We start from the raw sequence: 25190 nt of genomic DNA on the forward strand, positions 1-25190 counted from the left end.
CCCTGACTAGGGGACGAGCACCAGCTTGCCGCGCACGTGCCCCTCGCGGCTGAGCCGCAGGGCCTCGGCGGCCCGCTCGAACGGGTAGACCTCCTGCACGGGGAGCTCGAGCCGGCGCTGCGCCACGAGCTCCGCCACCTCGGCCAGCCGCGGCGCGGCGCCGTCGCTGCTCGTGGTCACCTGCACGCCGAGCTCCCCGGCGCCGAAGTCGGCGATGGTGACGACCCTGCGCGGGTCGCCGGTGAGCGCCACGAGGTCGCGCACCGACCCCTTGCCGGCGGTGTCCACCCCGCCGTCGACGCCGCCGGGCGCGATCTCCCGCACGCGGTCGGCCAGGCCCTCGCCGTAGGTGGTGGGCAGCGCGCCCAGCGACCGCACGAAGTCGGTGTTGGCCGGTGAGGAGGTGCCGACGACCCGCAGTCCCCGGCTGACCGCCACCTGCACCGCGGCGATGCCGACCCCGCCGCTCGCGCCGTCGACGACGACGGTGCCGCCCTCCGGCAGCCCGAGCAGGTCGAGCGCGCGGACGGCGGTCTCGCCGGCCACCCCGAGCCCGGCCGCCACCTCGAAGGGCACGTCCGGCGGCTTGGGCGCCCACGCGCGCAGCACGGCGAACTCGGCGGCCGTGGACGGGCCCAGCCCGAACACCGCGTCGCCCACCTGCACCCCGGTCACACCCTCGCCGACCTCGTCGACGACCCCCGCGGCCTCGTAGCCGGGCACCACCGGCCCGGCCGGTGCCCGGCCGCCGGACACCAGGCCGGTGACCTGCTTCCAGTCGATCGGGTTGACGCCGGCCCCGCGCACGGCGATGCGGACCCGGCCCGGCCCGGCGTGCGGCTCCGCCACCTCCCCGACGCCCAGGACCTCGGGCTCCCCGTACTCCGTGTGGACGACGGCGCGCATCGGTGTGCCCCTCCCGGACGGCGGTGACGTGCTGGAACGGCCCCCTGCGGGGCCCGGTGCCCGGCCCGCGACGTGCGGGGGCAGGGGGTCTCAGCCCGGTTCGCCGCGCAGCTTCCGGCGGGCCACCACCGCGAGGTCGACCAGCGCCACCGCGCCGAACACGAACAGCAACACCGCGGGCCAGGCCGGCAGCTCGGTGCGCAGCCACAGGACCCCGAAGACCACGCAGACCACCAGGCCGAAGGCGGCCAGCACCAGCCGCAGGGTCAGCGCCGACCGCGCCGGCGGGGCGCCGAGCAGCCCGGCGGTGGGGTCGTGGTGGTCGGGCAGGCCGCGCGCGTAGTCCTCACGGGTCAGCCTCCGGCGGGGCTCGCTCATGACGGCAGCGGTACCCGCCGGCCGGGGCGCACTACCCTGGGTCGATGTGGCCGCTGACTTCTCCGTCGTCCTGGACGAACTCGACACGACCCTGAGGTCCATCGAGGCGGTCCTCGACGTCGACCGGCTGCGGCGCGAGGTGGCCGAGCTCGAGCAGCAGGCCGCCGCGCCCGACCTCTGGAACGACGTCGAGGCCGCGCAGGCGCTGACGTCGAAGCTGTCCTACCTGCAGGGTGACCTGCGCCGGGTCGAGGAGCTGCGCAGCCGGCTGGACGACGTCGGGCTGCTGCACGAGATGGCCGCCGAGGAGAACGACGAGGCGACCACGGCCGAGACCGAGCGGGAGCTGGAGAGCCTGCGCCAGGCGATCGACGAGCTCGAGGTCCGCACGCTGCTGTCGGGGGAGTACGACTCCCGCGAGGCGCTGGTGACCATCCGCTCGGAGGCCGGTGGCGTCGACGCCGCCGACTTCGCCGAGATGCTCATGCGGATGTACCTGCGCTGGGCCGAGCGGCACAGGTACCCGGTGGAGACCTACGACGTCAGCTACGCGGAGGAGGCCGGCATCAAGTCGGCCACGTTCGCGGTAAAGCAGCCCTACGCCTACGGCACGCTCTCGGTCGAGCAGGGCACCCACCGGCTGGTGCGCATCTCGCCGTTCGACAACCAGGGCCGGCGGCAGACGTCGTTCGCCGGCGTCGAGGTGCTGCCGGTCGTCGAGCAGACCGACCACGTCGACATCCCCGAGAACGAGATCCGCATCGACGTCTTCCGCTCCAGCGGCCCGGGCGGGCAGAGCGTGAACACCACCGACTCCGCGGTCCGCATCACCCACCTGCCCACCGGCATCGTCGTCTCCTGCCAGAACGAGAAGAGCCAGATCCAGAACCGGGCGGCCGCGTTGCGGGTGCTGCAGGCGCGGTTGCTGGCGGTGCGGCAGGCCGAGCAGCGGGCCGAGATGGACGCGCTGAAGGGCGAGGGCGGCAGCAGCTGGGGCAACCAGATGCGCTCCTACGTCCTGCACCCGTACCAGATGGTCAAGGACCTCCGCACCGAGCAGGAGACCGGCAACACCAGCGCCGTCCTCGACGGGGACATCGACTCCTTCATCGAGGCCGGCATCCGCTGGCGCCGTCAGCAGGAGAGCGTCGCCGCCGGCTGAGCCGGGCGGCCCCGCGAGCCGTCGGTCACACGGGGCCGGGGTTCCGATCGCGATCACCCTGGGTAGGGGGCGGAGATCGGGAAGAAGGGCCGGTGCGTCCCGGCGCGGACCGGCCGTCGTGCGGTCCCGGGCAGGTACCGTGGCCCCTCGTGATCGAACTGCAACACGTCACCAAGCTCTACCCGGCCAGCCCCCGGCCGGCCCTCGATGACGTGTCGACGGAGATCGACAAGGGCGAGTTCGTCTTCCTCATCGGCTCCTCGGGCTCCGGCAAGTCGACGTTCCTCCGGCTCCTGCTCAAGGAGGACGACCCGACCCGCGGCACGGTCACCGTGAACGGCAAGACCCTCAACGGCATGAGCAAGTGGCAGGTGCCCAAGCTCCGCCGGACCATGGGCTGCGTCTTCCAGGACTTCCGCCTGCTGCGCAACCGCACCGTCGCCGAGAACGTGGCCTTCGCCCTCGAGGTGATCAACAAGCCGCACCGCACCATCAAGCGCGTCGTCCCCGAGGTGCTGGAGATGGTCGGTCTCGACGGCAAGGCCAACCGGCTCCCGCACGAGCTCTCCGGTGGTGAGCAGCAGCGGGTCGCGATCGCCCGCGCGTTCGTCAACCGGCCGCTGGTGCTGCTCGCCGACGAGCCCACCGGCAACCTCGACCCCGAGACCAGCGAGGGGATCATGCTGCTGCTGGAGCGGATCAACCGCACCGGCACCACCGTGATCATGGCGACGCACGACTACCACATCGTCGACTCGATGCGCCGGCGCGTGATCGAGCTCAACGGGGGCCAGATCACCCGCGACCAGTCGCGCGGCGTCTACGGCGTCGGCCGCTAGCCGCCCGGGCCACCGCCCTCACGACCTGCACCTCACGACAGGGAACCCATGCGCGTCAACTTCGTCCTCTCCGAGGTGGCCACCGGGCTGCGTCGCAACCTGACCATGACGGTCGCGATGATCCTGACCACGGCCATCTCGCTCGGTCTCATGGGGACCGGCCTGCTCATCGCCGGGATGATCTCCGACATGAAGGAGATCTACTACGACAAGGTGCAGGTCTCCATCTTCCTGGCCGACGACGTCACCGGGGACCAGCGCAGCGCCATCGAGTCCCAGCTCGCCGACTCGCCGGAGGTGGCCAGCTACCTCTACGAGTCGAAGGAGGAGGCCTACGAGCGCTTCCGGCAGCAGTTCTCCCAGCAGCCGGAGCTGGTCGACAACACCCCCCGGGACGCGCTGCCGGAGAGCTTCCGCGTGGAGCTGGTCAACCCCGAGCGCTACGAGGTCATCGCCGCGGCGTTCCCCAACGGTGAGAACGGCGTCGACCAGGTCCGCGACGAGGGCGACTTCCTCGACCGGCTGTTCAGCCTGCTCAACGGCGCCCGCAACGCCACGATCGCCGTGGCGGTGGTCCAGGCGCTGGCGGCGCTGCTGCTGATCTCCAACACGATCCAGCTGGCGGCGTTCAACCGGCGCAACGAGACCAACATCATGCGGCTGGTCGGCGCCTCCCGTTGGTACACCCAGCTGCCGTTCATCCTCGAGGCGGCGCTCGCCGGGCTCATCGGCGCGATGCTCGCCGTCGGCGGGCTCGTGCTGACCAAGGTGCTGTTCGTCGACAAGACGCTGGCCGGGCCGATCAAGGCCGGCATCATCCCGCCGGTCGACTGGAGCGCGATCGTCACGATCGCGCCGGTCATCGCCGGGGCCGGCGTCGGGCTCGCCGCGGTCGCCGCCTACGTGACGCTCCGCCTCTACGTCCGCCTCTGACCCCGCCGTCGCGCCTCGCGCGCGCGAAAGGCGGGCCACGGGGGTAGGAAGCGGGCATGACGACGGTCAGCGCCTCCGGGGTCCACGAACACGCGGCAGCCGGAGCGGAGGACGTCGACGCCGGCCGGGCCGACGTCCGCGGGGCGCTGCGGCGGCTGGGCGGCGTCGGGGTGTTCGGCACCGACGAGGACGACCCCACCGATGAGCTGCTGGCCTCCGTGCGGATGCTCCGCCGGCTGGCGTCGGTGTCGCTGGCCACCGCCTTCTCCGCCTGGTCGCAGCGGATGGTGCTGGAGTACCTGCGCTGCTGCCCGCCGCCGGAGCCGCTGACGGACCTGGTCGCCGGGCTGCGCGCGGGCACCGTGCCGGGTGCCACCGCGCTCGCCCCCGCCGTCGCCGACCTCGCCGGCACCGGCACGCTGCCGGTCACGGCCGTCCGCGACGGCGCCGGCTGGCGGCTGTCGGGCACCGTCCGCTGGGCGTCGAACCTCTTCGACGACGCCGTGGTGGTCACGCCCGCGCGCACCGCCGACGAGGGCCGGCTCGTCGCGCTCTTCCGGCTCACCGACCACGGCGTGACGCCGTCGGCGCCCTACGAGCTGCTCGGGCTGGGCGGCACCGGCACCGGGGGCGTGGAGCTGCGCGACGCCGCGGTGGGGCCGGGGCACGTGCTCACCGACGACCTGGCCTCGTTCATGGCGCTGTGCCGGCCGGCGATGCTGCTGCTGCAGACCGCGCTCGCCCTCGGCGTCGCCGACGCCGCGCTGACCGCCGCGGGGGAGCAGCTCGCCGTCGTCCTGCGGCCGGACGTCGACGCCCTCGGCGAGCGGCGCGACGACGTCGTCCGGCGGCTGGAGGACCTCGCCGGGGACCGGGTTGGGGTGCACCCCGGCGACCTCGCCCGGCTGCGGCTGTCCGCGCTCGACATCGCCGCCGAGGCGGTCCGGCTGGAGTCCGCGGCGGCCGGCGGGCCGGGCTACCTGGCCGCCAGCGCGACCGCCCGGCGGGTGCGCGAGGCGGCGTTCCTGCCGGTGCAGGCGCCCACCTACGTGCAGCTGCGGCGGGAGGTCGCGACCGCCGGCTGACCCGGGCCGCTCAGTCCCGGCCGGCGCCCGCCGCCAGCCGCCGCTCCCGGACGGCCAGGAACAGCGGGAACGTGAAGGCCAGCGCCACCACCGCGGTGAGCGGGACCAGCACCAGCGTCCACCGCAGGCCCAGCCGCAGGCCCTCGCGGACGTAGAAGAGGCAGGCGACGACCGCGGCGACGATGACGTCGACCGCCGCCGAGGAGCTGGCCGGGTTGGCGAACCAGGCGCCGAGGTAGTCCCCGCCGTCGTACTGCAGGTTGTGGTACCAGGTGCCGGCGGCGCCCACGACGGCGAGCAGCAGGTAGCCGGCGATCCAGGCGCGGGCGGCGGCGGGCGTGCGCCGCGGGGGCGGGGCGGTCGGGGCGGCGGTGGCGGTCATGCGGTCACCTCGGGGACGGGCGCGGGAGCCGGGACGGCGGGCGGGGTGCGGGCGGAGCGGGCGAGCAGGACGGCGCCGAGCGCGACGGCGAGCAGCAGCGCGACCGCGGCGGCGAGGACCGGGCCGTCGGGCTCGAGCAGCGGCAGCCCGCGCAGCGCCTGCCACACGGTGAGGGCGACGACGCCGGCGTAGCCCCCGGCGGCCAGCCACACGGCCCGGGTGCGGCCGGTCTCGTCCAGGCCGCCCCGGCGGGCCAGCGCCAGGGCGAGCAGGGGCAGCACCTGCAGGGCGTGCATGCCCACGAAGTGGCCGACGCGCAGGTCGCCGCCGGTGGTGCTCCAGCCCAGCAGGGGCAGCCCCGGGCCGCCGTCGACGACGCCCACGCCGTGCGCCCCGCTGGTCACCGGCGGTGCGCCGGCGGCCGCGGCGGCGGCCTGCTCCGGCGTCTCCCCGAGCATGAGGAAGCCGACCGACAGGCCACCGACGGCCACCAGGACGCCGAGCCGCACTGCCCAGGTCAGGGCCCGGTCGCCCAGGTCGGTGCGGAACAGGCCGGCCGCGACGACGAGCGTGCACGCGTAGATGACCGCCACGAGCGCGCCCATGGTGCCGAAGACGGCGGCGTCGAACGGCGTGGCGACGTTGAAGTGGCTGGCCCGGCCGCGCACCACCTGCACCACGATCAGCACCAGCTCGGCGAGCGAGGCGACGGCGAGGACGGCGCCGGCCCACCAGCCGGTGCGCCGCAGGTGCTGCAGCCGGCTGGTCATCCAGGCCAGCACCCCCGCGTACAGCGCGAAGGAGAGCGCGAACTTCATCGGCTTGGCCCAGACGGGCGTGCCCAGCAGGGTGCGGTCGTCGAGCAGCCAGGCGACCGCGACGACGGGGACCAGCAGGGCGCTGAGCGCGGTGAGCGCCGCCAGCGGCCCGTGCCACCGGATGACCGTGCGGAGAGCCCGCCCGAGCGAGGGAGCGAGGGTCACGACGATCTCCTTGACACTGTTAGGCTGGCTGAGCAGCGTCAACGTAGGGCGACTGCTTGACACTGTCAAGGAGAGTGCGGGTGTCCGGACCGGGAGCGGGCCTCCGCGAGCGCCGGCGGGCGCAGACCGTCGCCGAGATCAAGGCCGCGGCGCTGCGGGAGCTGGCCGTCACGGGTGCGGACGGTCTGTCGCTGCGGGCCGTGGCGCGCGCGGTGGGCGTGAGCGTGCAGGCCCTCTACCACTACTTCGACTCCCGGGACGCGCTGGTCACCGCGCTGGTCGCCGACGCCTTCGACGAGCTGGCCGGCGCCGTCTCGGCCGCCGCGTCGGCCGCGCGCGACCCCCGCGAGCGCGTCGTCGCCGCGGGGCTGGCCTACCGGGCGTGGGGCCGGGACAACCGCAGCGCGTTCCTGCTCGCGCTCGGTGTGCCGCTGGCCGACTACACCGCGCCCGAGGGCGGACCCACCTCGCAGGCCGCCCGGCGGATGGGGGAGGCCTTCCTCGACGCCGTCTTCGGCGGGTGGAGCGCCGACGAGCTCGCCGCCGTCCCGCTGCCCGACGACGCCCCGGCGCTGTCCGCGCAGCTGCGCGACGCCGACGCGCTCGGGGGCCTCCCGCCGGGCGCGGCGGCACTGTTCACCGCCGGCTGGGCCACGCTGCACGGGCTGGTCGTGCTCGAGCTGCTCGGCCACCTGGTGTGGGTGGGGGAGGCCGGCGAGGACATGGTCCGGGTCGCCCTGCTGCGCTACGCCGACGAGCTGGCGGCCGCCCGCGCACGGGCACGCCGGTAACCTGGGGGGATGCCGCGGGAACAGGGGCGCAAGCTGATCGCCCAGAACAAGAAGGCGCGGCACGACTACTCGATCCTCGACACCTACGAGGTCGGCCTGGTGCTCACCGGCACCGAGGTGAAGAGCCTGCGTGCCGGCCGGGCGTCGCTGGTCGACGGCTTCGCCACCGTCGACGGCGGCGAGGTGTGGCTCCAGCACGTGCACATCCCCGAGTACACGCAGGGGACCTGGACCAACCACGCCCCGCGCCGCAAGCGCAAGGTGCTCATGCACCGGGACGAGATCGACAAGCTGATCGGCAAGACCCGCGAGGGCGGCCTGACGCTCGTGCCGCTGGACCTCTACTTCAAGGACGGCAAGGTCAAGGCCACCCTCGCCCTCGCCAAGGGCAAGAAGAGCTACGACAAGCGCCACGACCTCGCCGAGCGCGACTCGCGCCGGGAGATCCAGAAGGCGTTCGGCCGCTACGTGAAGGGCCGCCGGTGAGGGGGGTCGCCTACGACCGGTTCGGCGACGCCGACGTCCTCGGGCTCCGCGACGACCTGCCCGAGCCGCCGGTCGGCCCCGACACGGTCCTGGTCCGCACGCACGCCGCCGGGGTGAACCCGGTCGACGTCGGGATCCGCGAGGGCCGCCTCGCCGGGTTCTTCCCGCACCACTTCCCGATCGTTCCGGGCTGGGACCTCGCCGGCACCGTCGAGGCGGTGGGCCCGGCCGTGGTGGACCTGCACCCCGGCGACGAGGTGTTCGGCTACCTGCGCCGCGACGACGTCCAGTGGGGGACCGCGGCCGAGCTCGTGCCCGCGCCGCAGCGGTGCGTGGCCCGCATGCCGGAGTCGCTGTCGTTCGCCGAGGCCGGGGCGCTGCCGCTGGCCGGGCTGACCGCCTACCAGGCGCTCACCGAGGCGCTCGACGTCGGCGAGGGCGACCGGGTGCTCGTCCACCGGGCCGCGGGCGGGGTGGGCTTCTTCGCCGTGCAGATCGCCGCCGCGCTGGGCGCGCACGTCGTCGGCACCGCGAGCCCGCGCAACCACGGCTTCCTCCGCGACGCCGGCGCCGCCGAGGTGCTCGACTACTCGGCCGGGCCGGTCAGCGCGCAGCTGTCCGAGCCGGTCGACGCCGTCCTCGACCTCGTGGGCGGTGACACGCTGGCCGACGCGCCGCGGCAGGTGCGCGACGTCGCCCGGATCGCCAGCGTCGTCGACCCGGCGGTGAACGGGATGGGCGGGCGCTACGTGTTCGTCCGGCCCGAGCGGCACGACCTCGAGGAGCTCGGCCGCATGGCCGACGCCGGTCAGCTGCGCGTGGCGATCGCGAAGGCGTTCCCGCTGGAGCGCACCGCCGAGGCCCAGGACCTGGTCACCGGCGGCCACGTGCGCGGCAAGGTGGTCGTGACCCTGCGATGAGCGTGCCGCCGCCGGTCGACGACGACGACGTCCCGCGGTTCTGGCGCGCGCTGGGCCTGCCAGGCCTGGTCGACGTCCACGTGCACTTCCTGCCCCCGCGCGTGCAGGAGAAGGTGTGGGCGTACTTCGAGGCGGCCGAGACGCACTACGGCGCGGCCTGGCCGGTGCACTACGCGCTGCCCGAGCACGAGCGGCTCGCCGTCCTCGGCCGCCTCGGCGTGCGGGCGTTCCCGACGCTGCCCTACCCGCACAAGCCCGGGATGGCCGCCTGGCTCAACGACTGGTCGGCGGCCTTCGCCGACGCCCACCCGCAGGTGCTGCGCTCGGCGACGTTCTTCCCCGAGCCGGAGGCCCCGCACCACGTCGCCGAGGCGCTGGCGCGCGGGGTCCGGGTGTTCAAGGTGCACGTGCAGGTGGGCGGCTTCGACCCGCGGGACCCGCTGCTCGCGCCGGTGTGGGCGCGGCTGGAGGAGGCCGGGACGCCGGTGGTCATCCACTGCGGCTCGGGGCCGCTGGCCGGCGAGCACACCGGGCCCGAGCCGGTGACCGGCCTGCTCGAGCGCCATCCCCGGCTGTGCCTGGTGGTCGCCCACCTCGGCATGCCCGAGTACGCCGAGTTCCTCGACCTCGCCGAGCGGTACGAGCGCGTGCACCTGGACACGACGATGTTCGCGACCGGCTTCACCGAGCGGCTGATGCCCTTCGACCCGGCGCTGCGGCCGCGGCTGGCCGCGCTGGGGGAGAAGGTGCTCCTCGGCAGCGACTTCCCGTCCATCCCGTACCCCTACGCCGAGCAGCTCGCGGCGCTGTCCCGGCTCGGTCTCGGCGACGACTGGCTGCGCGCGGTGCTGTGGCACAACGGCGCACGGCTGTTCAGGGTGGCCGCATGAGGCTCACCGCCGCCGTCCTCGGCACCCCCGACCCGCCCGGCCTGGCGCGCTTCTACCAGCGGCTGCTGGGCTGGCCGATCCGGGACGACGAGCCGGGCTGGGCGACGCTGCGCCCGGCCGAGGGCGGCACGGGGCTGTCCTTCCAGTTCGAGCCCGACCACGTGCCGCCGGTCTGGCCGCCGCAGCCGCGCACCCAGCAGATGCAGACCCACCTCGACCTCGAGGTCGACGACCTCGACGCGGCCTGCGCGCTCGCCGAGGACGCCGGCGCCCGGCCGATCGGCGGCTACGACTCCCCGGAGGAGGTGGTCCGGGTCTACGCCGACCCCGCGGGCCACCCCTTCTGCCTGTTCGTCCCCCTCGGAAACCGGTCGCCCGCGGGAGGGGATCCCGCCTAACCTCGGCGGCCGTGTCCGACGTGCCCGGCCTGCCCGACGGCCTCACCGCCCGCCCGCTCACCCTCGACGACGCCGACGCCGCCGCCGAGCTCCTCGAGGCGGCCGAGGCCGTCGACGACACCGGGGAGCACGAGGACGCCGACGACCTGACCGAGTGGTGGGGCCGCGAGCTGGTCGACCTGCCGCACGACGGGCGCGCGGTGGTGACCGCCGACGGCCGGCTGGTCGGCTGGGCGACCTCCATCGACAACCGCGGCGCCCGCGACGCGCACCGCATCTGGTCGGAGGGGCGCGTGCACCCCGGCCGGCGCGGGCAGGGCGTCGGCCGCGCGCTGCTGGCCTGGCAGGTGCGGCGCGGGGCCGAGCAGCACGCCGCGCACCGCCCTGACATGCCCGGACGCCTGGTGGCGGCCGTCTACCCGGCGATGACCTCGGCCGCCCGCCTGCTGGAGCGCGCCGGCTTCGAGGTGGAGCGCTACTACAACGCGATGGAGCGCCCACTCGACGACGTCCCCACCGTCCGGGCCGTGCCGGGGGTGGACCTGGTGCCCTTCACGTGGGACCGCGACGACGAGATCCGCCGGGCGCACAACGCGGCCTTCACCGCCCACCACGGCTCCAGCGAGCGCGACGAGCTGGCCTGGCGCAGCTGGTTCACCGGGCAGAAGGCGTTCCGGCCCGAGTTGTCGGTGCTGGCCTTGGCCGACGGCGCCGTGGCCGGCTACGTCCTCGCCTACGTCTACGACGCCGACACCCGCGCGACCGGCGTCCGGACCACGCAGCTGGGGCAGATCGGCGTGCTGCCGGCGGCCCGCGGGCGCGGGGTGGCGACGGCGGCCATCGCCGCCGCCCTGGACGCCGCGGCGCGCGGGGGCTGCGGGCGGGCTGCCCTCGACGTCGACACGGAGAACTCCACCGGCGCGCTGGCGCTCTACGAGCGGGTGGGCTTCCGCACCACCCGCGTGCGCACCGCCTGGGCCAAGGCGCTGCCGCCGGTGACCGCCGCGGGCCGGTAGGGCCGCTCGCTAGGGTCGCCGGCATGGTCAGCGCCGATCAGCCCGCGCCCGCCCTCGACCCCGCCCTCGTCGGCCGCGCCCACCGCGCCGTCGAGCCGCTGCACAACCACGTGTACTTCGTGCCCGAGACCGAGCAGCACCTGACGGGGGCCGGGCTGCGCCCGGGCCGGATGGTCTACTTCGCCGGCCGCGCGGCCCCCATGGGCGCCGTCGGCCCCGGCGTGGTGACGGCGACCTTCTCCAACTTCGCCCCCGCGCTCGTCGCCCGGCACGTCCCGCGGGCGTGGACGCTGGCCTCTCCCGAGCAGGTGGTCGCCGCGCGGTTCGCCGCCGCCCGCGCCTCGCTCACCCGGCTCCTCGGCGGCGAGGAGGCCGCGGCCGCCCCGGAGGTGACCGAGCTGGGCGACCTGCTCGCCGAGGCGTGCGGCGTGCTGACCGCCGAGGGCCGGCCGCTCTACGCCGGCCACGCCGACCTCGCCTGGCCCGCCGACCCGGTCACCCGGCTGTGGCACGCCGCCTCGCTGCTGCGCGAGTGGCGCGGCGACGGGCACGTGGCGGCGCTCGTGCGCCACGAGCTGTCCGGGCTGGAGGCGCTGATCACCCACACCGCCACCGGCCGCGGTTTCCTGCCGGAGGTCGCGAAGGTCGGCCGCGGCTGGTCCGACGAGGAGTGGGACGCCGGCCTCGCGCGCCTGGCCGACCGGGGGCTGCTCGACGGCTGGACGCTGACCGACGCCGGGCGGCAGCTGCGCGCCGACCTCGAGGCCGAGACCGACACGCTGTCGGCCGCGCCCTGGGCGCACCTCGGGCCCGAGCGGACCGGCCGCGTGATCGAGCTGGGCAAGCGGCTGTCGGCCGCGGTCGCCGCCAACGGCGCCTACCCCACCGGGGTGTTCGCCGGCCGCTGACCGAGCGTTCCGCGGGGGCCGGTGCGCGGACTTTGCGGCCGGGTGGGCGCTCACTATGGTGTGCGTCACATCCGCGCCCGGGGAGTCGCCATGACCCTGATCGACCGTCCGGGACAGCCCGGGCCGCGCACCGACGTCGACGCCGCCTTCCGAGGCTCGGCCACCTACCGCAGCCTCGGCGAGCAGACGCTCAGCCCCGCCGAGGAGCGGTTCGAGAAGGGGCGCCGCACCGTCGGGCTCTTCCTCGCCCCGCTGGTGACGATCGTCTTCGCGCTGCTGCCGCTGGACATGGAGAACCAGCAGCAGCTGCTGGCCGCCATCCTGCTCGGCGTCATCGTCCTGTGGATCACCGAGCCGGTGCCCATCCCGATCGGCGGCCTCATCGGCGTCGGGGCCATCGTCGTCCTCGGCGTGGTGCCCGCCGACGAGGCCGTGGGCCCCTTCGGGTCGACGACGGTGTTCACCTTCATCGGCGCCTTCATCCTGGCCGCGGCGATGCTCAAGCACGGCGTCGCCCGGCGGTTCGCGATGGCGATCCTGTCGCTGCGCTGGGTCGGTGCCTCGACCGCGCGGGTGGTCATCGCCTTCGGGGTGATCACCGCGCTGCTGTCGGCGTTCGTGTCCAACACCGCCACGGTGGCGATGCTGCTGCCCACGGCGCTGGGCATCCTCACGGTCATCGCGAAGCTGCTGCAGGACAAGGAACTGGTCAGGCCGGACTTCGACCCGCTGCGGCTGCGGATCGGCGTCGCGCTGATGCTGATGCTGGCCTACGGCGCGAGCGTCGGCGGGCTGATCACGCCCGTCGGGACCCCGCCGAACCTGATCGGCCGCGGGCTGATCGAGGAGGCGACGGGGGAGCGGATCGGGTTCCTGCAGTGGATGCTCATGGCGCTGCCGATCTGCGCGCTCATGTTCGTGGCGCTGTCCGCCGTCCTGCTGCTGCTCAACAAGCCGGAGATCAAGCGGATCGAGGGCGTGCACGAGTACGTCGAGGCCGAGCGTGCCCGGCTCGGCCCGGTGACGCGGGCGGAGAAGAACACGCTGGTCGCCTTCGGGGTCACGGTGTCGCTGTGGATCTTCCCCGGCATCATCGCGCTGACCGCCGGCACCGACTCCTCGCTCTACGAGACGATCAGCGGCCGGATCAACGAGGGCATCGTCGCCGTCCTCGGGGCGTCCCTGCTGTTCCTGCTGCCCACCGACTGGAAGCGCCGGGAGTTCACCCTCAACTGGTCCGACGCCGCGACGATCGACTGGGGCACGGTCCTGCTCTTCGGCACCGGGATCATCTTCGGCTCGCTGCTGGCCGACACCGGCCTGGCGGAGACCATCGGCAACGCCTCGGCCGACACCCTCGGGCTGGGCAGCACGATCGCGATCACGGTCTTCGCGGTGATCCTGGCGATCATCATCTCGGAGACCACGAGCAACACCGCGTCGGCGGCCGTCGTGGTGCCGATCATCATCCCGGTGGCGGTGGCCGCGGACATCAACCCGTTCGTGCCGGCGCTGGCGGCGACCTTCGCGGCGTCCTTCGGGTTCATGCTGCCGGTGTCGACGCCGCAGAACGCCATCGTCTACGGGTCCGGCGTCGTGCCGATCACCAAGATGATCCGCTCGGGCATCTCCTTCGACGTCCTGGGCGCCCTGCTCATCGTGGTCCTGCTGCCGGCGATGGTGGGTCTCGTCCTCGACGTCTGATGCGGGGGTGAACGGAGAGGGAAGTCATCCCCTCCGGCGGGGTCGGCGACGCGTCGCCGTGTCACGATGGACGACGGCCATCGCAGGGGCGGCCACCGCCGGTGGGAGGGAGCAGGCGCATGCGCAGCGAACCCCCCAGTCCCAGTCCCGAGGTCCTCCCCGGCTGCTGACCGGCCGCCACGCGCGCCGGGTGCCGGTGGAGGACCACTGCTGAGTCCCCCGTCACCCAGCGTCCCCGGGAGCCCCTCATGGCCGACCGCCGCCTCGCGCCCCTCACCGCCCTGTCCACCCTCGGCCGCCGGCCGCGTCCGCCGGTGCTGCGTCCCGCGCCGCCCGTGGCACCGCCCCCCGCGCAGACACCGCGGCCGCCGCGGCTGATCGACAACGCCGTCTACGCCGGCGGACGGCGCATCGCGACCCCGCCGTCGGCCGGCGAGAGCCACGACTGGCTGACCGAGGGCTTCGACGACCGCATGGTGTGGCTGGGCCTCTACCGGCCCGAGCCCGCCGAGCTGGGGGAGATCGCCGAGCAGTACGAGCTGCCCGACCTCGCCGTCGAGGACGCCATCCAGGCCCACCAGCGGCCGAAGTTCGAGCGCTACGGCGACACGCTGTTCGTCGTCCTCAAGGCCGCGCGCTACCTCGACGCGGCCGAGGAGGTCGAGTTCGGGGAGCTGCACCTGTTCCTCGGCCGGCAGTTCGCCATCACCGTGCGGCACGCCGAGTCACCCGACCTCGCCCGGGTGCGGCGGCGGCTCGAGAGCGAGCCCGCGCTGCTGGCCAAGGGGAGCGAGGCGGTGCTGTACGCGATCCTCGACGCCGTCGTCGACGGGTACTCGCCGGTGGTCGCGGGCCTGGCCAACGACATCGACGAGATCGAGACCGAGGTCTTCCGCGGGGACCCCGGCGTCTCCCGGCGCATCTACGAGCTGTCGCAGGAGGTGCTGGAGTTCCAGCGGGCCGCGCAGCCGCTGACCGGCATCCTCGCCGCCATCACCGCCGGGTTCGACAAGTACGGCGTCGACGAGGAGCTGCGCAGCTACCTGCGCGACGTCGCCGACCACGTCACGCAGGTCATCGAGCGCATCGAGGCGTTCCGGCTGCAGCTGCGCGACATCCTCACCGTCAACGCGACGCTGGTCGCGCAGCGGCAGAACGACGAGATCCGCGAGCTCACCGAGGCCTCGATCGCGCAGGGCGAGGAGGTCAAGAAGATCTCCGCGTGGGCGGCCATCCTCTTCGCGCCGACCCTCGTGGGCACGGTGTACGGGATGAACTTCGAGCACATGCCGGAGCTGGACTGGCGGTTCGGCTACCCCATGGCCGTGGTGCTCATGTTCGGCGTCAGCCTCGTGCTCTACGCCATCTTCAAGCGCCGCGACTGGATCTAGACGAAGGACCCCCTCGCCCCCCACCGCTCGCGAGCTCGCGCCGGGACCCTGCGAGGGGGCCGGACGAGCGCGCCGGGGCGCCGGGGAACAACCGGCTGGCCTGGCCGGTTACGATGGGTGCACAACTGCACAGGGGGTGAATGGTCTCGACTGCGGTCGGGTGACCAGGGGAAGCGAGCCGAGGAAGCCGACGATGAGCTCGTTAACCATCCGTCGGAAACCACACAAGCGCCGACTCCAGTCAGCGCGAGTTCGCCCTCGCTGCCTAAGTAGCGAGGCGACTCTGTCAGCCCGGGTTCGTCATCGGCCCGGATCCTGGCATCAGCTAGATGACTCACCGTGAGCGCCGGTCGCGGGCACTCACGGGACACCAAACAGCGACTGGGCCCGCCATCCCGACGTGTTCGTGCGATCGGGAGGGCCGAGCAGAGGCAGAGCGGACTGCGCTCGGAGAAGCCCTGGTGATGCGTCGCAGGACGCGGGTTCGATTCCCGCCACCTCCACCCCAACCCCGAGGTCTTCGCAGATCTCACGAACCGCCCCTGACCTCCAGGTCCGGGGCGGTTCGTCGTCTCGTGCGGTCCCAGGCGGCCTCTCCGACGGCCGAGCCGCCCGAGTCCTGCCATCCTCGTCACCTGCGCGACGTCGACCGGTGCCCAGGAACTCGCAGGGTCGGCGGCTGACGACACAGGAGGTCGCATGAGCACGACGGCAGGGCGGGCTGCGGGTCAGCCTGACGAGGAGAGCCGCCGCGGCGCGTTCAGCTCGCGGCGTGTCTTCATCCTGGCGGCGATCGGGTCGGCGGTCGGGCTGGGCAACATCTGGCGGTTCCCGTACGTCGCCTACGAGAACGGCGGCGGTGCCTTTGTGGTGCCCTACCTGGTCGCCCTGCTGACCGCCGGCATCCCGTTCCTGTTGCTGGACTACGCGATCGGCCACCGATACCGCGGTTCCGCGCCGCTCTCCTTCGCCCGGCTGCGCCGTGGCACCGAGGGGCTCGGCTGGTGGCAGGTGGCCATCTGCTTCGTGATCGCCGTCTACTACGCGGCGGTCATCGCCTGGGCGCTGCGTTACACCTTCTTCTCGCTCGACGAGGCGTGGGGTGCCGACCCCGAGGGCTTCTTCTTCGGCGAGTTTCTCCAAGCCGGGGACGTGGAGGTCACCGCCGACGTGGTGCCCGGGGTGCTCGCGCCCCTCGCCCTGGTGTGGGTGGCCGTCCTCGCGATCATGGTCCTCGGCGTCCAGCGCGGGATCGGGGTGACCTCGGTGGTCTTCATCCCGGTGCTGGTACTCGCCTTCCTCGTCCTCGTGGTGCAGGCGCTGCTGCTGCCGGGCGCCGGGGCCGGCCTCGACGCGCTCTTCACGCCGGACTGGTCGGCACTGACCTCGGCATCGGTCTGGGCCGCCGCGTTCGGCCAGATCTTCTTCTCGCTCTCGGTCGGCTTCGGCATCATGATCACGTACGCCTCCTACGTCCGCCGCCGCGAGGACATGATCGGTTCCGGTCTGGTCGTCGGCTTCTCGAACTCGGGCTTCGAGCTGCTCGCCGGCATCGGCGTGTTCGCCGCCCTGGGCTTCATGGCCCAGGCCGGCGGGGTCCCGGTCGGCGAGGTCGCCAGTGGCGGGATCGGCCTGGCCTTCATCGCCTTCCCGACGATCATCAGCGAGGCGCCGGCCGGTGCCCTGATCGGTGTCCTGTTCTTCGGGTCGCTGGTCATCGCCGGTCTCACGTCGCTGGTCAGCGTGATCGAGGTCGTGATCTCCGCGGTCCGCGACAAGTTCGACACCAGCCGCCTCACCGCGACCCTCGTGGTCGTCGTCCCCCTCTCGGTGCTGAGCCTGGTGATGTTCAGTACGACGAGCGGGATCTACGTGCTCGACGTCGTCGACCACTTCGTCAACCAGTACGGCATCCTCGTGGTGGCGCTGGTCAGCATGCTGGTCGTCGCCTGGGCGCTGCGGGCCCTGCCCGGCCTCGGTGATCACCTCAACGTCCACGGCCGTCCCCGGGTCGGCGCCGGCTGGCGGACGCTGACGAGCGTCGTCGCGCCGGTGGGCCTGGCCGTGGTGCTCGTGCTGGCGCTGCGCGACGACCTCACCGCGCCCTACGAGGACTACCCCACCTGGCTCCTGCTGGTCTTCGGCTGGCTGCTGGTGGTGGCGCTGCCACTGGCCGGCTTCCTGCTCGCCCGGCTGCCGTGGCGCGCCGGGACCCACCTGGACGGGCCGCCACCCGGCTCCGACCCGGCGGCGCCGCTGCACGCGACCCCCACGGCGGACCCGGTCCCCGGGAACCGCCCGGTGACCGGGCACGACGAGGGAGGACTCCGATGAGCACGGCCGCGATCGTGATGATGGTGGTGGCGATGCTCGTGATCTGGGGCGGCCTCGCCCTGGCCATCGCCAGCCTGGTCCGCCACGGCGCCGTCGAGGACCGCGCCGAGAGTCCGCGCCGGGACGGCTGACCTCGGGAGCGCACGCCCTCCGTACGTCCGGGAAGGGTCACCGACCGGGGCTCTCGCGTGTCCGGACACGCCACCCGGACGGGCACTCCCGCGATCCCCGTTCGGGGCGCTAGGTTCCGGCCGATGACGACGGGCAGCGGTGCCCGCCCGATCCTGCGACGGCTGCGGATCGGGCTCTTCCCCGTGGTGGGGCAGGCGGTGGGGCTGGCCGTGCTCGTCGCGGTCCTGGCCGCCTCGCTCGTCTCGGTGCCGCTGATGACCGGGTCCGCCGAGGAGGGCGCCTGGGTGCGCGAGCGGGCCCGCTACGCGGAGTCCGCGATCAGCGCCACCTTCCGCTCCTCCTCGCTGCCCGGGGGCGGCGAGCAGACCCCGGGGCGGGTCCTGGACGCCGCCGACCTCGACGACGCCGTCGTCGAGGCGGCGACCGCGCTCGGGTTGCCCCGGCCGGTGTCCTTCGTCCGCCTGCGCGACCCGCTGTTCACCGCCACGCCCTCGGGCCCGGCGCGGATCGTGCTCGCCTCCCGCACCGGCGCGGAGGAGAACCTGGACGTCGTGGCCGGGGACGTCGGCGTCCTCGCCAACAGCCGCCTGGTCGACCTGCTCGGCGTCGCCCCCGGGACCACCGTCGTCGGAGACGCCGACTCGGGCGTGTCGGCCGAGCTGGCGGTCACCGGCGTCTACGCCGACCCGGACGTGCCCCTCGCCCCGTACTGGGGCGGCCTGGAGAACCTCTTCATCCCGCCACCGGACCCGGGCACCGACGACCCGGAGTACCCGACCGTCGCCGTCTTCACCTCCCGCGACCAGGTGCTCGCCACGGCCGACGCGGTCGGCGAGGACGTCGAGCTCGAGTGGTACCTCCCGCTGCCCCCGGGGATCGACGTCGACGAGGCGCGCCGCACCGCCGACCGGCTCGACCGGCTGCTCGTCGACCTGGGCGCACCCCGCACGGAGGCGGTGCGGGTGACCGGGCTGTCCGGGTTCGACCGGCCCCTGCCGCAGGGCGAGCTGCGCGACGCGCTCGAGCGGGTGGACGAGACGGTCGCCCTCCTCGAGCCCCCGGTCCGGGCGGTGGGCATCGGCGCCGGCGCGGCCGGGCTGGTCCTGGTGGGCGCCTGGGCCGGCCAGCGCGCCCGGCGACGGGAGGACGAGCTGCGCTCGCTGCTCGCGCGCGGGCACCCGCCGCACCGGGCGGCCGGGCAGGCGCTGCTCGAGGCCGTCCTGCCGACGGCCGCCGGGATCGCCGCCGGCGGGGTGGTCGGGTGGCTGCTGGTCCGTGCGCTGGGGCCCTCGCCCGAGCTGTCGGCCACCGCGGTCCCGGCCGCCGTCGCGGTCCTCGCCGCGGCCGGGGTCGCCGCGCTGCTGACGGTCGCCGCCGTCACCGCCGTCCTGGTGGTCCGGCTGGACTCGCCGGGGCGCCGGTCGGGTGTGCTGCCCGGCCGGATCCCCTGGCTGGCGGTGACGGCGGCCGTCACGGTGGTCACCGCGGTCCCCGTCGTCACCGGGGAGGCTGACGGGGGAGGCATCGACCTGCTGCAGCTGGTCCTCCCGCTGCTGGCCACGGCCGTCGTCGCCGGTGTGGTCACCGCCGCGCTGCCCCGGGTCGGGAGCCGGGTCGCCGCGCGACTGCACCGCCTCGCACCCGCGCCGTCCCTGGCGCTGTCCCGGGTGTTCACCGGCCGGGCCGCGGCCCGCCTCGTCGTCATGACGACGGCGCTGGCGTTGGGCCTGATCGTGTACTCGGGAGCACTGGCCGACTCCGTCGACCGCACCATCGCGGCCAAGCGGGCGGTGTCGACCGGGGGTGACGTCGTCGTCCCGGTCCTGCGGCGCATCGCGGAGGCCGGTCCGCCACCGTCCGGGACGACGATCGTCGGCAGGGGCGGACGCGCCACGCTGACCACCGAGGACCTGCCCGCCGACGTGCTCGCCGTCCGCCCGGCGGAGGTCCTGGAGATCGCCCGGTGGGACCCCGCCCTCGCCGACCGTCCGTTCGGCGACGTCATGGCCGCGCTGGGCGACCACCGCGGCGACGGCGTGCCGGTGGTGGTCGCCGGTGGCGTGCCGTACGAGCTCGGCACCGAGCTGACGCTGGAGTTCGGCCTGGTCTACTCGATGCAGGTCGAGGTCGTCGCCCAGGTGGACGCCTTCCCCGGTCAGCCCGACCGGACGCCGATGGTCGTCGCCGACTGGGACGGCTTCGGCGCGGCCCTGTCGGGGTCCGGCCGCGACCCCGACCTCGTGCTCGACCGCGAGGTGTGGGCCCGGGGGGAGGCCGGTCCGCTGCTCGAGCAGCTGACGGCCGCCGGGTACGCCTACGACCCCGACCAGGTGCGCACGGGCGAGGACTTCGCTGCGCGCCCCGAACTCAGCGCCCAGTCGTGGTCCTTCGGCTACCTCCGGGCGATCGCGCTGGCCGCCGGGCTGCTCGGGCTGACCGGCATCGCCATGCACGCGCTCGCCCAGCAGCGCCGGCGCACGGTCGCCGCCCTCCTCCTGAGCAGGATGGGGATGGGACGGCGGTCGCTGGACGCGGCCACGGCGCTGGAGACCGGGCTGCTCACGGGCCTCGGTGCGCTGGTCGCCGTCGGGGTGGCCGTGCCGGCGTCGGCCCTGCTGCTCCCGCTGCTCGACCCGCTGCCCGCGCTGCTGCCGACGCCGCTGTTCACCGTGCCGTGGAGCAGCGTCGCGGCCGTCCTCGCCGGGGTCCTGCTGGTGACCGCCGCTACCGCCGTCCTCGTCGGCCGCTCGGCCCGTGCCGACGACCCCGGCACGGTCATGCGGGGGGCCCCGTGACCGGCCCCGGCCACCGGTGGTCCCGCACGGTGCCGCCCGTGACCACACGTCCCGCGGCCGGGTCCCTGGCGGCCGTCTGCGACGGGCTGGTCCGCATCTACTGGTCGCCCAGCGGCGAGGTGCACGCCCTCAAGGGGGTCGACGCCGTCGTGCCCGGGGGCCGGCTCACCGCGATCACCGGCCCGTCCGGCTCCGGCAAGAGCTCGCTGCTGCGCATCCTCGCCGCCCAGGACCGGCCGACCGCCGGCCGCGCCGAGGTGGCCGGCCACCTGCTCACCGGGATGTCCGCCCGCCGGCTGCGCGCGGTGCGCCGCCGGCACATCGGCTACGTCTTCCCGCGGCCCCCGCAGAACCTGCTTCCGCACCTGACCGCCCGCGAGCACCTGGCGATGGCCGGCCGGCTGCGCGGCGTGGGACGGGCCCAGGTCACCCGGGAGACCGGCGAGCTGCTCGACCTCCTGGGCATCGCCGACCGCGCCGACCACCTCCCCGGCCAGCTCTCCGGCGGCGAGCAGCAGCGGCTGGCCTTCGCGCAGGCGGTGGTCGGCCGGCCGGCGCTGGTCGTGGCCGACGAGCCGACCAGCGAGCTCGACAGCGTCACGACCCACGACCTGCTCGGCGCGGTGCACGAGCTGACGCGCACCGGCACGACCGTCGTCATGGCCACGCACGACCCGCTCGCCGCGGCCGCGGCCCACCAGGTCATCCACCTGCGCTCGGGCACGGTCGCCTCCGAGGAGGTGGCCGGCCGGCGCCTCGCGGTCGTCGACGGCGACGGACGCGTGCAGCTGCCCGAGGAGGCGCTCACTCGGTTCCCCTCGCGGCGTGTGCTGGTCGAACTCACCGACGACGGCGTCGTGCTGCGGAGGCCCTCGTGACCCTGTCCGCGACCGACGTGCACAAGACCTACCGGCGCGGGCGGGAGCAGGTGCACGCGCTCCGCGGGGTGACCCTGGAGGTACAGCGCGGCGAGGTGGTGGCCCTGCTCGGGCGCTCCGGCTCGGGCAAGACGACCCTGCTCAACTGCCTCCTCGGCTGGGAGACCCCCGACTCCGGCTCGGTGCGGGTGTCCGGCGCGGCGGATCCGGGGCGCGCGCCGTGGGCCACCGTGGCCGTCGTCCCGCAGCGGTTCGGGCTGCTCGACGAGCTCTCCCTGGCCGACAACGTGGCACTGCCCGCCCGGCTCGCCGCGACGGCGGACCCGCGGGGCGCGGCGCTGCGCACCCTGGAGACGCTGCGCCTGGGGCCCCTGGCCGGCCGGATGCCCGACGAGGTCTCCCTCGGCGAGCAGCAGCGGACGGCCCTGGCCCGCGCGCTCGTCGTCCGGCCGGACTTCCTCGTCGCCGACGAGCCGACCGGCCGGCTGGACGAGGAGCTGTCGACGCACGTGCTCACCACGCTGCGCGAGGTCTACGCCGCGGAGGGCACGGGCGTGCTCATCGCCAGCCACGACCCGGTGGTGGTGGCCGCGGCCGACCGCGTCGTGCGCCTCAGCGACGGCCGGGTGGTCGACGGCTGACGGAGGACGGTCACCCCCTCGGCTGCGTGACGGCGGCGAGGACGGCGGGGTGGGCGTCGCGCGCGAGACGGCGCAGCTCGTCGTCGGTGCGGTCCTGGATCGGGTGCGGGACGAGGACGTGCGGGACCGCGAGGCCGAGCGCCCGTGACTGGGCGGCCGCGGCGCCGGCGAACTCGGTGGAGGCCAGGAACACCCCCACCACGCCCCGGGACTCGAGGTCGGCGATGTCGTGCACACTGCACGACGTGCACGAGCCCTAGTCGGCCAGTGCCTCGATGACCACCTCGCAGTGGGTGGCGATCTCGTGCCGCAGGTCCACCGGCGCCGGGCGGGCGAAGGTGGGCTTGCGGTACCGCAGCGTGCGCACGCCGTCGGCCCGCAGCAGCGCCTCGAGCTCGTCGACGACGACGTCGCCGCGGCTCTTGGAGATGTCGAGCAGCCCGACGGTCAGCCCCTCCAGCGACAGCGGCCGCGGGGTCAGCGCCCGCGCGGCCGGCCGCAGCTCCGACGTCGGGTCGAGCAGCACGCGTCCCATCAGGCCTCCTCGATCGGCACGGTGACCGGCGAGCTGCCGGTGGCCCCGCTGACCCAGCCGGGGACGACGGCGGAGAACATGCCCGCCGGGCCGCCGGCGTAGGCCAGCAGCAGCCCGCCGGGGCGGAACTTCGGCAGCGGGCGGTCGTCGAGGCCGGCCGGCATCCCCTCGGCGATGCCCATCGACCCCCGCCGCAGCTCGTCGGGCTGCAGCACGAGCAGCGGGTCGAGCTCGGCGAGCAGCCGCTCGCGGTCCCAACCGGCGTCCCGGAACACCCGCCCGTGCTCCGGGCTGAGCACCACGAGCGCGTCCATCGCCAGGGCGGCCTTGGGGTGGCCGACCGTGCGCAGCACCAGCGCGAGCGTGCGGGCCAGCGACTCCGGTGTCCGGCTGGCCTGGTCGAGGACCGGGACGAGGCCGGAGCCGGCGAAGACGGTGAGCGCGGAGCCGGGGACGCCGCGCGCCTCGGACAGGAGCGGGAAGGGGCGCCGCCCGTCCTCGGCCTCGGCGAGGCACCAGCCGACCTTCCCCGGGTTGCCCAGCGTGGCGCGGTCGACCTCCCCGGGGCGCCCGCCGCCGACGTTGCGGACGACGAGCTGCAGCGCCCGGCCGATCGTGGCATTGGCGCGGTCGCCCTGGCCGAGGACGTTGACGCCGGAGTTCATCCGCAGCCGGGCGGTGACCGGCCCGCCGACGACGAGCACCGGCCCGGCCGACCAGGTGGTGGCCAGCACGCCGTGCAGCGCGAACTCGTCGCGGCAGGCCGCCTCCACCGCGGCCAGCACCACCGGCAGGTGCTCGGGCAGGCACCCGGCGAGGACGGCGTTGACCGCCACCTTCTCGACCGTGCACTCCACCAGGTCGGGCGGGACGACGGCGACCACCTCGTCCGGCGCCCGCCGGGTGCCGGCCAGCATGCGCAGCACCCGCTCCTCGGTGGGCGGCACGCAGGGCAGCCCGTCGCTCCAGCCCCGGGCGAACACCGCCTCGACGTCGTCCTCGAGGTCGGCCAGCTCGACGCGCCGGGCGGCGAGCACCCGACCGCCGTAGCGCCGGTCCAGCTCCTCCTCGACCCCCCACTCGACGCTGCGCGACCCGCAGCCGGGCCGGTGCTCGGGCAGCCCGTCGCCGAGGTCGCGGACGCCGGTGAAGGCCTCCCAGGCGCCGCGCAGCCAGCCCTCGACCCGGCCGGTCTCCGTGCCGCCGGCCAGGCGCAGCAGCGTGGGCACCGTCTCGATCCGCAGCCGCCAGCTGACCTCGAGCTCGCGGTCGTCGACCACCGGCAGCCCGCCGGGGAAGTCCGGGTCGTCCTGGCTGACCACGGTGAGCGGTCCGGCCCCGGCCAGCTGCCGCAGCACCGGCTCGACGAGGGTGCACGTCGGGCAGTCGTGCTTGACCACCGCGACCAGCCCGTCCGGGACCGTCGTCATGCTCCCGACCATGGCAGCCGCGTCAACCGGCCGGGGCCGAGGTGGCTCGCGGCCCCACGGTCGGCCAGAGTGACCCCGGCCACCCACCCGAGACGAGGGGACCCGCCGTGATGGAGAACGCCTTCTACACGCCCGAGGTGCAGGGTGCCTACCGGCTGCACGCTCTGGGCGGCTTCGACCTCGAGGAGGGCGGGCACATCCCCGACCTGCAGCTGGCCTACGCCACCTACGGCGAGCTGAACGCGGCCAAGGACAACGCGATCCTGATCCCCACGTGGTTCAGCGGCACCCATGCCACCTGGGAGCAGGCCTACATCGGGCCCGGCCGGGCACTGGACCCCTCGCGCTGGTTCGTCGTGGTGGTCAACCAGATCGGCAACGGGCTGTGCACCTCGCCGCACAACAGCGACGGTGACATCGCGATGTCGGGCTTCCCGCACGTCCGGATCGGCGACGACGTCCGCGCCCAGCAGCAGCTGGCCGCCGAGCTGTTCGGCATCGAGCGGTGGGCGCTGGTCGTCGGCGGCTCCATGGGCGCGCAGCAGACCTACGAGTGGGCCGTGCGCTTCCCCGAGCAGGTGCTGCGTGCCGCGCCGATCGCCGGCACGGCGCAGAACACCCCGCACGACTTCCTGTTCACCCAGACCCTGATGGACGCCATCACCTCCGACCCCGGGTGGAACGGCGGGGAGTACCGCTCGCACACCGAGGTCGCCGACGGGCTTCGCCGGCACGCCGACATCTGGGCGGTGCTCGGCCTGTCGACCGAGTTCTGGAAGACGGAGTACTGGCGGCAGATCGAGATCCCCGACGTCACCTGGTCGACGCTCCAGGAGTTCCAGGAGCGGTTCGTGCAGGCGACCTTCCAGGCCATGGACCCCAACGCGCTGCTGTCCATGGCCTGGAAGTGGCAGCGCGGCGACGTGGCCCGGCACACCGGCGGGGACCTCGCCGCGGCACTGGGCCGCATCACGGCGCGGACCTTCGTCATGCCGATCGACGAGGACATGTTCTTCCCCGTCCGGGACTGCGCCGCGGAGCAGGCCCTGATCGAGGACAGCGAGCTGCGGGTGCTGCCCAGCATCGCCGGCCACTTCGGGCTGTTCGGCTTCGAGAAGACCTATCTCGACGAGGTCGACCGCAACCTCGGCGAGCTCCTCGACATCCGGGTCTGAGCGGTGCGGGGCCGGCGACCCGGGGAGTCCACCGCGAGTGCGCTACCCGGGGCCGGTCCACGCACGCCCACGTCCCCCGGCTCCCTACTCGGAGGGGT

Annotated in this window: 24 protein-coding genes, 1 other RNA gene and 1 pseudogene; 20 read left to right on the forward strand and 6 right to left on the reverse strand. The window is 74.5% G+C overall.

Going from position 1 to position 25190, the window contains the following annotated elements; translation table 11 throughout:
- Nucleotides 1–6 precede the first annotated feature (6 nt).
- Together BM165_RS25995 and BM165_RS05325 are read right to left on the reverse strand one after the other, a co-directional pair.
- Nucleotides 7–906: an NADP-dependent oxidoreductase gene (locus BM165_RS25995; RefSeq protein ID WP_075012441.1), complete on the reverse strand. Its 900-nt coding sequence runs from the start codon at nt 904–906 to the stop codon at nt 7–9.
- Between the two features lie 90 nt (nt 907–996).
- A complete protein-coding gene (locus tag BM165_RS05325) occupies nt 997–1284 on the reverse strand; it encodes a DUF6343 family protein (protein WP_075012442.1) in 288 nt (95 codons plus the stop codon).
- A gap of 46 nt (nt 1285–1330) precedes the next feature.
- Between BM165_RS05325 and prfB the strand changes: the two genes are divergently transcribed.
- From prfB to BM165_RS05345, 4 genes are all read left to right on the forward strand, one after another.
- Nucleotides 1331–2446: a peptide chain release factor 2 gene (gene prfB, locus BM165_RS05330; protein ID WP_075012443.1), complete on the forward strand. Its 1116-nt coding sequence runs from the start codon at nt 1331–1333 to the stop codon at nt 2444–2446.
- A 149-nt stretch (nt 2447–2595) separates the two neighbouring features.
- The gene (ftsE, locus tag BM165_RS05335; RefSeq protein WP_075012444.1) at nt 2596–3285 is read left to right on the forward strand and encodes a cell division ATP-binding protein FtsE; all 690 of its coding nucleotides are present in this window, start codon (nt 2596–2598) and stop codon (nt 3283–3285) included.
- Nucleotides 3286–3333: 48 nt separating this feature from the next.
- The gene (gene ftsX / locus BM165_RS05340) at nt 3334–4218 is read left to right on the forward strand and encodes a permease-like cell division protein FtsX (protein WP_075012445.1); all 885 of its coding nucleotides are present in this window, start codon (nt 3334–3336) and stop codon (nt 4216–4218) included.
- A 56-nt stretch (nt 4219–4274) separates the two neighbouring features.
- Entirely contained in the window at nt 4275–5303 is a 1029-nt protein-coding gene (locus tag BM165_RS05345) for an acyl-CoA dehydrogenase family protein (RefSeq protein ID WP_075012446.1), read from the forward strand.
- Nucleotides 5304–5313: 10 nt separating this feature from the next.
- Here BM165_RS05345 and BM165_RS05350 read toward each other — a convergent pair whose 3' ends face one another.
- Together BM165_RS05350 and BM165_RS05355 are read right to left on the reverse strand one after the other, a co-directional pair.
- On the reverse strand, nt 5314–5685 hold the full coding sequence (locus BM165_RS05350; RefSeq protein WP_075012447.1) for a DUF2834 domain-containing protein: 372 nt from the start codon (nt 5683–5685) through the stop codon (nt 5314–5316).
- A complete protein-coding gene (locus BM165_RS05355; RefSeq protein ID WP_143108032.1) occupies nt 5682–6668 on the reverse strand; it encodes a hypothetical protein in 987 nt (328 codons plus the stop codon). The genes BM165_RS05350 and BM165_RS05355 overlap by 4 nt, the downstream gene beginning before the upstream one ends.
- An 80-nt stretch (nt 6669–6748) precedes the next feature.
- On the opposite strand from BM165_RS05355, the gene BM165_RS05360 reads away from it, so the two are divergent.
- The 15 genes from BM165_RS05360 to BM165_RS05430 all read left to right on the forward strand — a co-directional run bounded on the left by BM165_RS05360 (nt 6749) and on the right by BM165_RS05430 (nt 21952).
- A complete protein-coding gene (locus tag BM165_RS05360; RefSeq protein WP_208976655.1) occupies nt 6749–7459 on the forward strand; it encodes a TetR/AcrR family transcriptional regulator in 711 nt (236 codons plus the stop codon).
- A 9-nt stretch (nt 7460–7468) separates the two neighbouring features.
- Nucleotides 7469–7945, forward strand: a complete 477-nt coding sequence (gene smpB / locus BM165_RS05365) for an SsrA-binding protein SmpB (RefSeq protein ID WP_075012449.1) — start codon at nt 7469–7471, stop codon at nt 7943–7945.
- Nucleotides 7942–8865: an NADP-dependent oxidoreductase gene (locus BM165_RS05370; RefSeq protein WP_075012450.1), complete on the forward strand. Its 924-nt coding sequence runs from the start codon at nt 7942–7944 to the stop codon at nt 8863–8865. The genes smpB and BM165_RS05370 overlap by 4 nt, the downstream gene beginning before the upstream one ends.
- Nucleotides 8862–9755: an amidohydrolase family protein gene (locus tag BM165_RS05375; RefSeq protein WP_075012451.1), complete on the forward strand. Its 894-nt coding sequence runs from the start codon at nt 8862–8864 to the stop codon at nt 9753–9755. The genes BM165_RS05370 and BM165_RS05375 overlap by 4 nt, the downstream gene beginning before the upstream one ends.
- Complete coding sequence (locus BM165_RS05380; RefSeq protein WP_075012452.1) at nt 9752–10153, forward strand: VOC family protein; 402 nt, start codon at nt 9752–9754, stop codon at nt 10151–10153. Before BM165_RS05375 ends, BM165_RS05380 begins: the two co-directional genes overlap by 4 nt.
- Nucleotides 10154–10164: 11 nt before the next feature.
- Nucleotides 10165–11169 carry a GNAT family N-acetyltransferase gene (locus BM165_RS05385; protein ID WP_075012453.1) on the forward strand — a complete coding sequence of 335 codons (1005 nt, stop codon included), beginning with the start codon at nt 10165–10167 and terminating at the stop codon, nt 11167–11169.
- Between the two features lie 23 nt (nt 11170–11192).
- Nucleotides 11193–12077: an SCO6745 family protein gene (locus tag BM165_RS05390; RefSeq protein WP_143108033.1), complete on the forward strand. Its 885-nt coding sequence runs from the start codon at nt 11193–11195 to the stop codon at nt 12075–12077.
- Between the two features lie 90 nt (nt 12078–12167).
- Nucleotides 12168–13781: an SLC13 family permease gene (locus tag BM165_RS05395; RefSeq protein ID WP_075012454.1), complete on the forward strand. Its 1614-nt coding sequence runs from the start codon at nt 12168–12170 to the stop codon at nt 13779–13781.
- A 248-nt stretch (nt 13782–14029) separates the two neighbouring features.
- Nucleotides 14030–15172 carry a magnesium and cobalt transport protein CorA gene (locus tag BM165_RS05400; RefSeq protein WP_075012455.1) on the forward strand — a complete coding sequence of 381 codons (1143 nt, stop codon included), beginning with the start codon at nt 14030–14032 and terminating at the stop codon, nt 15170–15172.
- Nucleotides 15173–15304: 132 nt separating this feature from the next.
- Nucleotides 15305–15678, forward strand: a transfer-messenger RNA (tmRNA) gene (gene ssrA, locus BM165_RS05405).
- Between the two features lie 193 nt (nt 15679–15871).
- Nucleotides 15872–17506, forward strand: a complete 1635-nt coding sequence (locus tag BM165_RS05410; protein ID WP_075012456.1) for a sodium-dependent transporter — start codon at nt 15872–15874, stop codon at nt 17504–17506.
- Nucleotides 17503–17637 (forward strand): methionine/alanine import family NSS transporter small subunit, encoded by a 135-nt coding sequence (locus BM165_RS05415; RefSeq protein ID WP_075012457.1) that lies wholly within the window; start codon nt 17503–17505, stop codon nt 17635–17637. Before BM165_RS05410 ends, BM165_RS05415 begins: the two co-directional genes overlap by 4 nt.
- A 123-nt stretch (nt 17638–17760) precedes the next feature.
- Nucleotides 17761–20433, forward strand: a complete 2673-nt coding sequence (locus BM165_RS24145; RefSeq protein ID WP_075012458.1) for an FtsX-like permease family protein — start codon at nt 17761–17763, stop codon at nt 20431–20433.
- Between the two features lie 38 nt (nt 20434–20471).
- Nucleotides 20472–21311, forward strand: a complete 840-nt coding sequence (locus BM165_RS24150) for an ABC transporter ATP-binding protein (protein ID WP_177225114.1) — start codon at nt 20472–20474, stop codon at nt 21309–21311.
- Nucleotides 21308–21952 (forward strand): ABC transporter ATP-binding protein, encoded by a 645-nt coding sequence (locus BM165_RS05430; RefSeq protein ID WP_075012460.1) that lies wholly within the window; start codon nt 21308–21310, stop codon nt 21950–21952. Before BM165_RS24150 ends, BM165_RS05430 begins: the two co-directional genes overlap by 4 nt.
- A gap of 10 nt (nt 21953–21962) precedes the next feature.
- On the opposite strand, the pseudogene BM165_RS26000 reads toward BM165_RS05430, so the two are convergent.
- Nucleotides 21963–22487: pseudogene (locus BM165_RS26000) on the reverse strand (UGSC family (seleno)protein).
- Nucleotides 22487–23917, reverse strand: a complete 1431-nt coding sequence (locus BM165_RS05445; protein WP_208976656.1) for a thioredoxin family protein — start codon at nt 23915–23917, stop codon at nt 22487–22489. Before BM165_RS05445 ends, BM165_RS26000 begins: the two are co-directional and overlap by 1 nt.
- Before the next feature lie 110 nt (nt 23918–24027).
- On the opposite strand from BM165_RS05445, the gene BM165_RS05450 reads away from it, so the two are divergent.
- A complete protein-coding gene (locus BM165_RS05450; RefSeq protein WP_177225124.1) occupies nt 24028–25092 on the forward strand; it encodes an alpha/beta fold hydrolase in 1065 nt (354 codons plus the stop codon).
- Nucleotides 25093–25190 lie beyond the last annotated feature (98 nt).

Source organism: Geodermatophilus obscurus, assembly GCF_900115395.1.
Classification (GTDB): Bacteria; Actinomycetota; Actinomycetes; order Mycobacteriales; family Geodermatophilaceae; genus Geodermatophilus; species Geodermatophilus obscurus_B.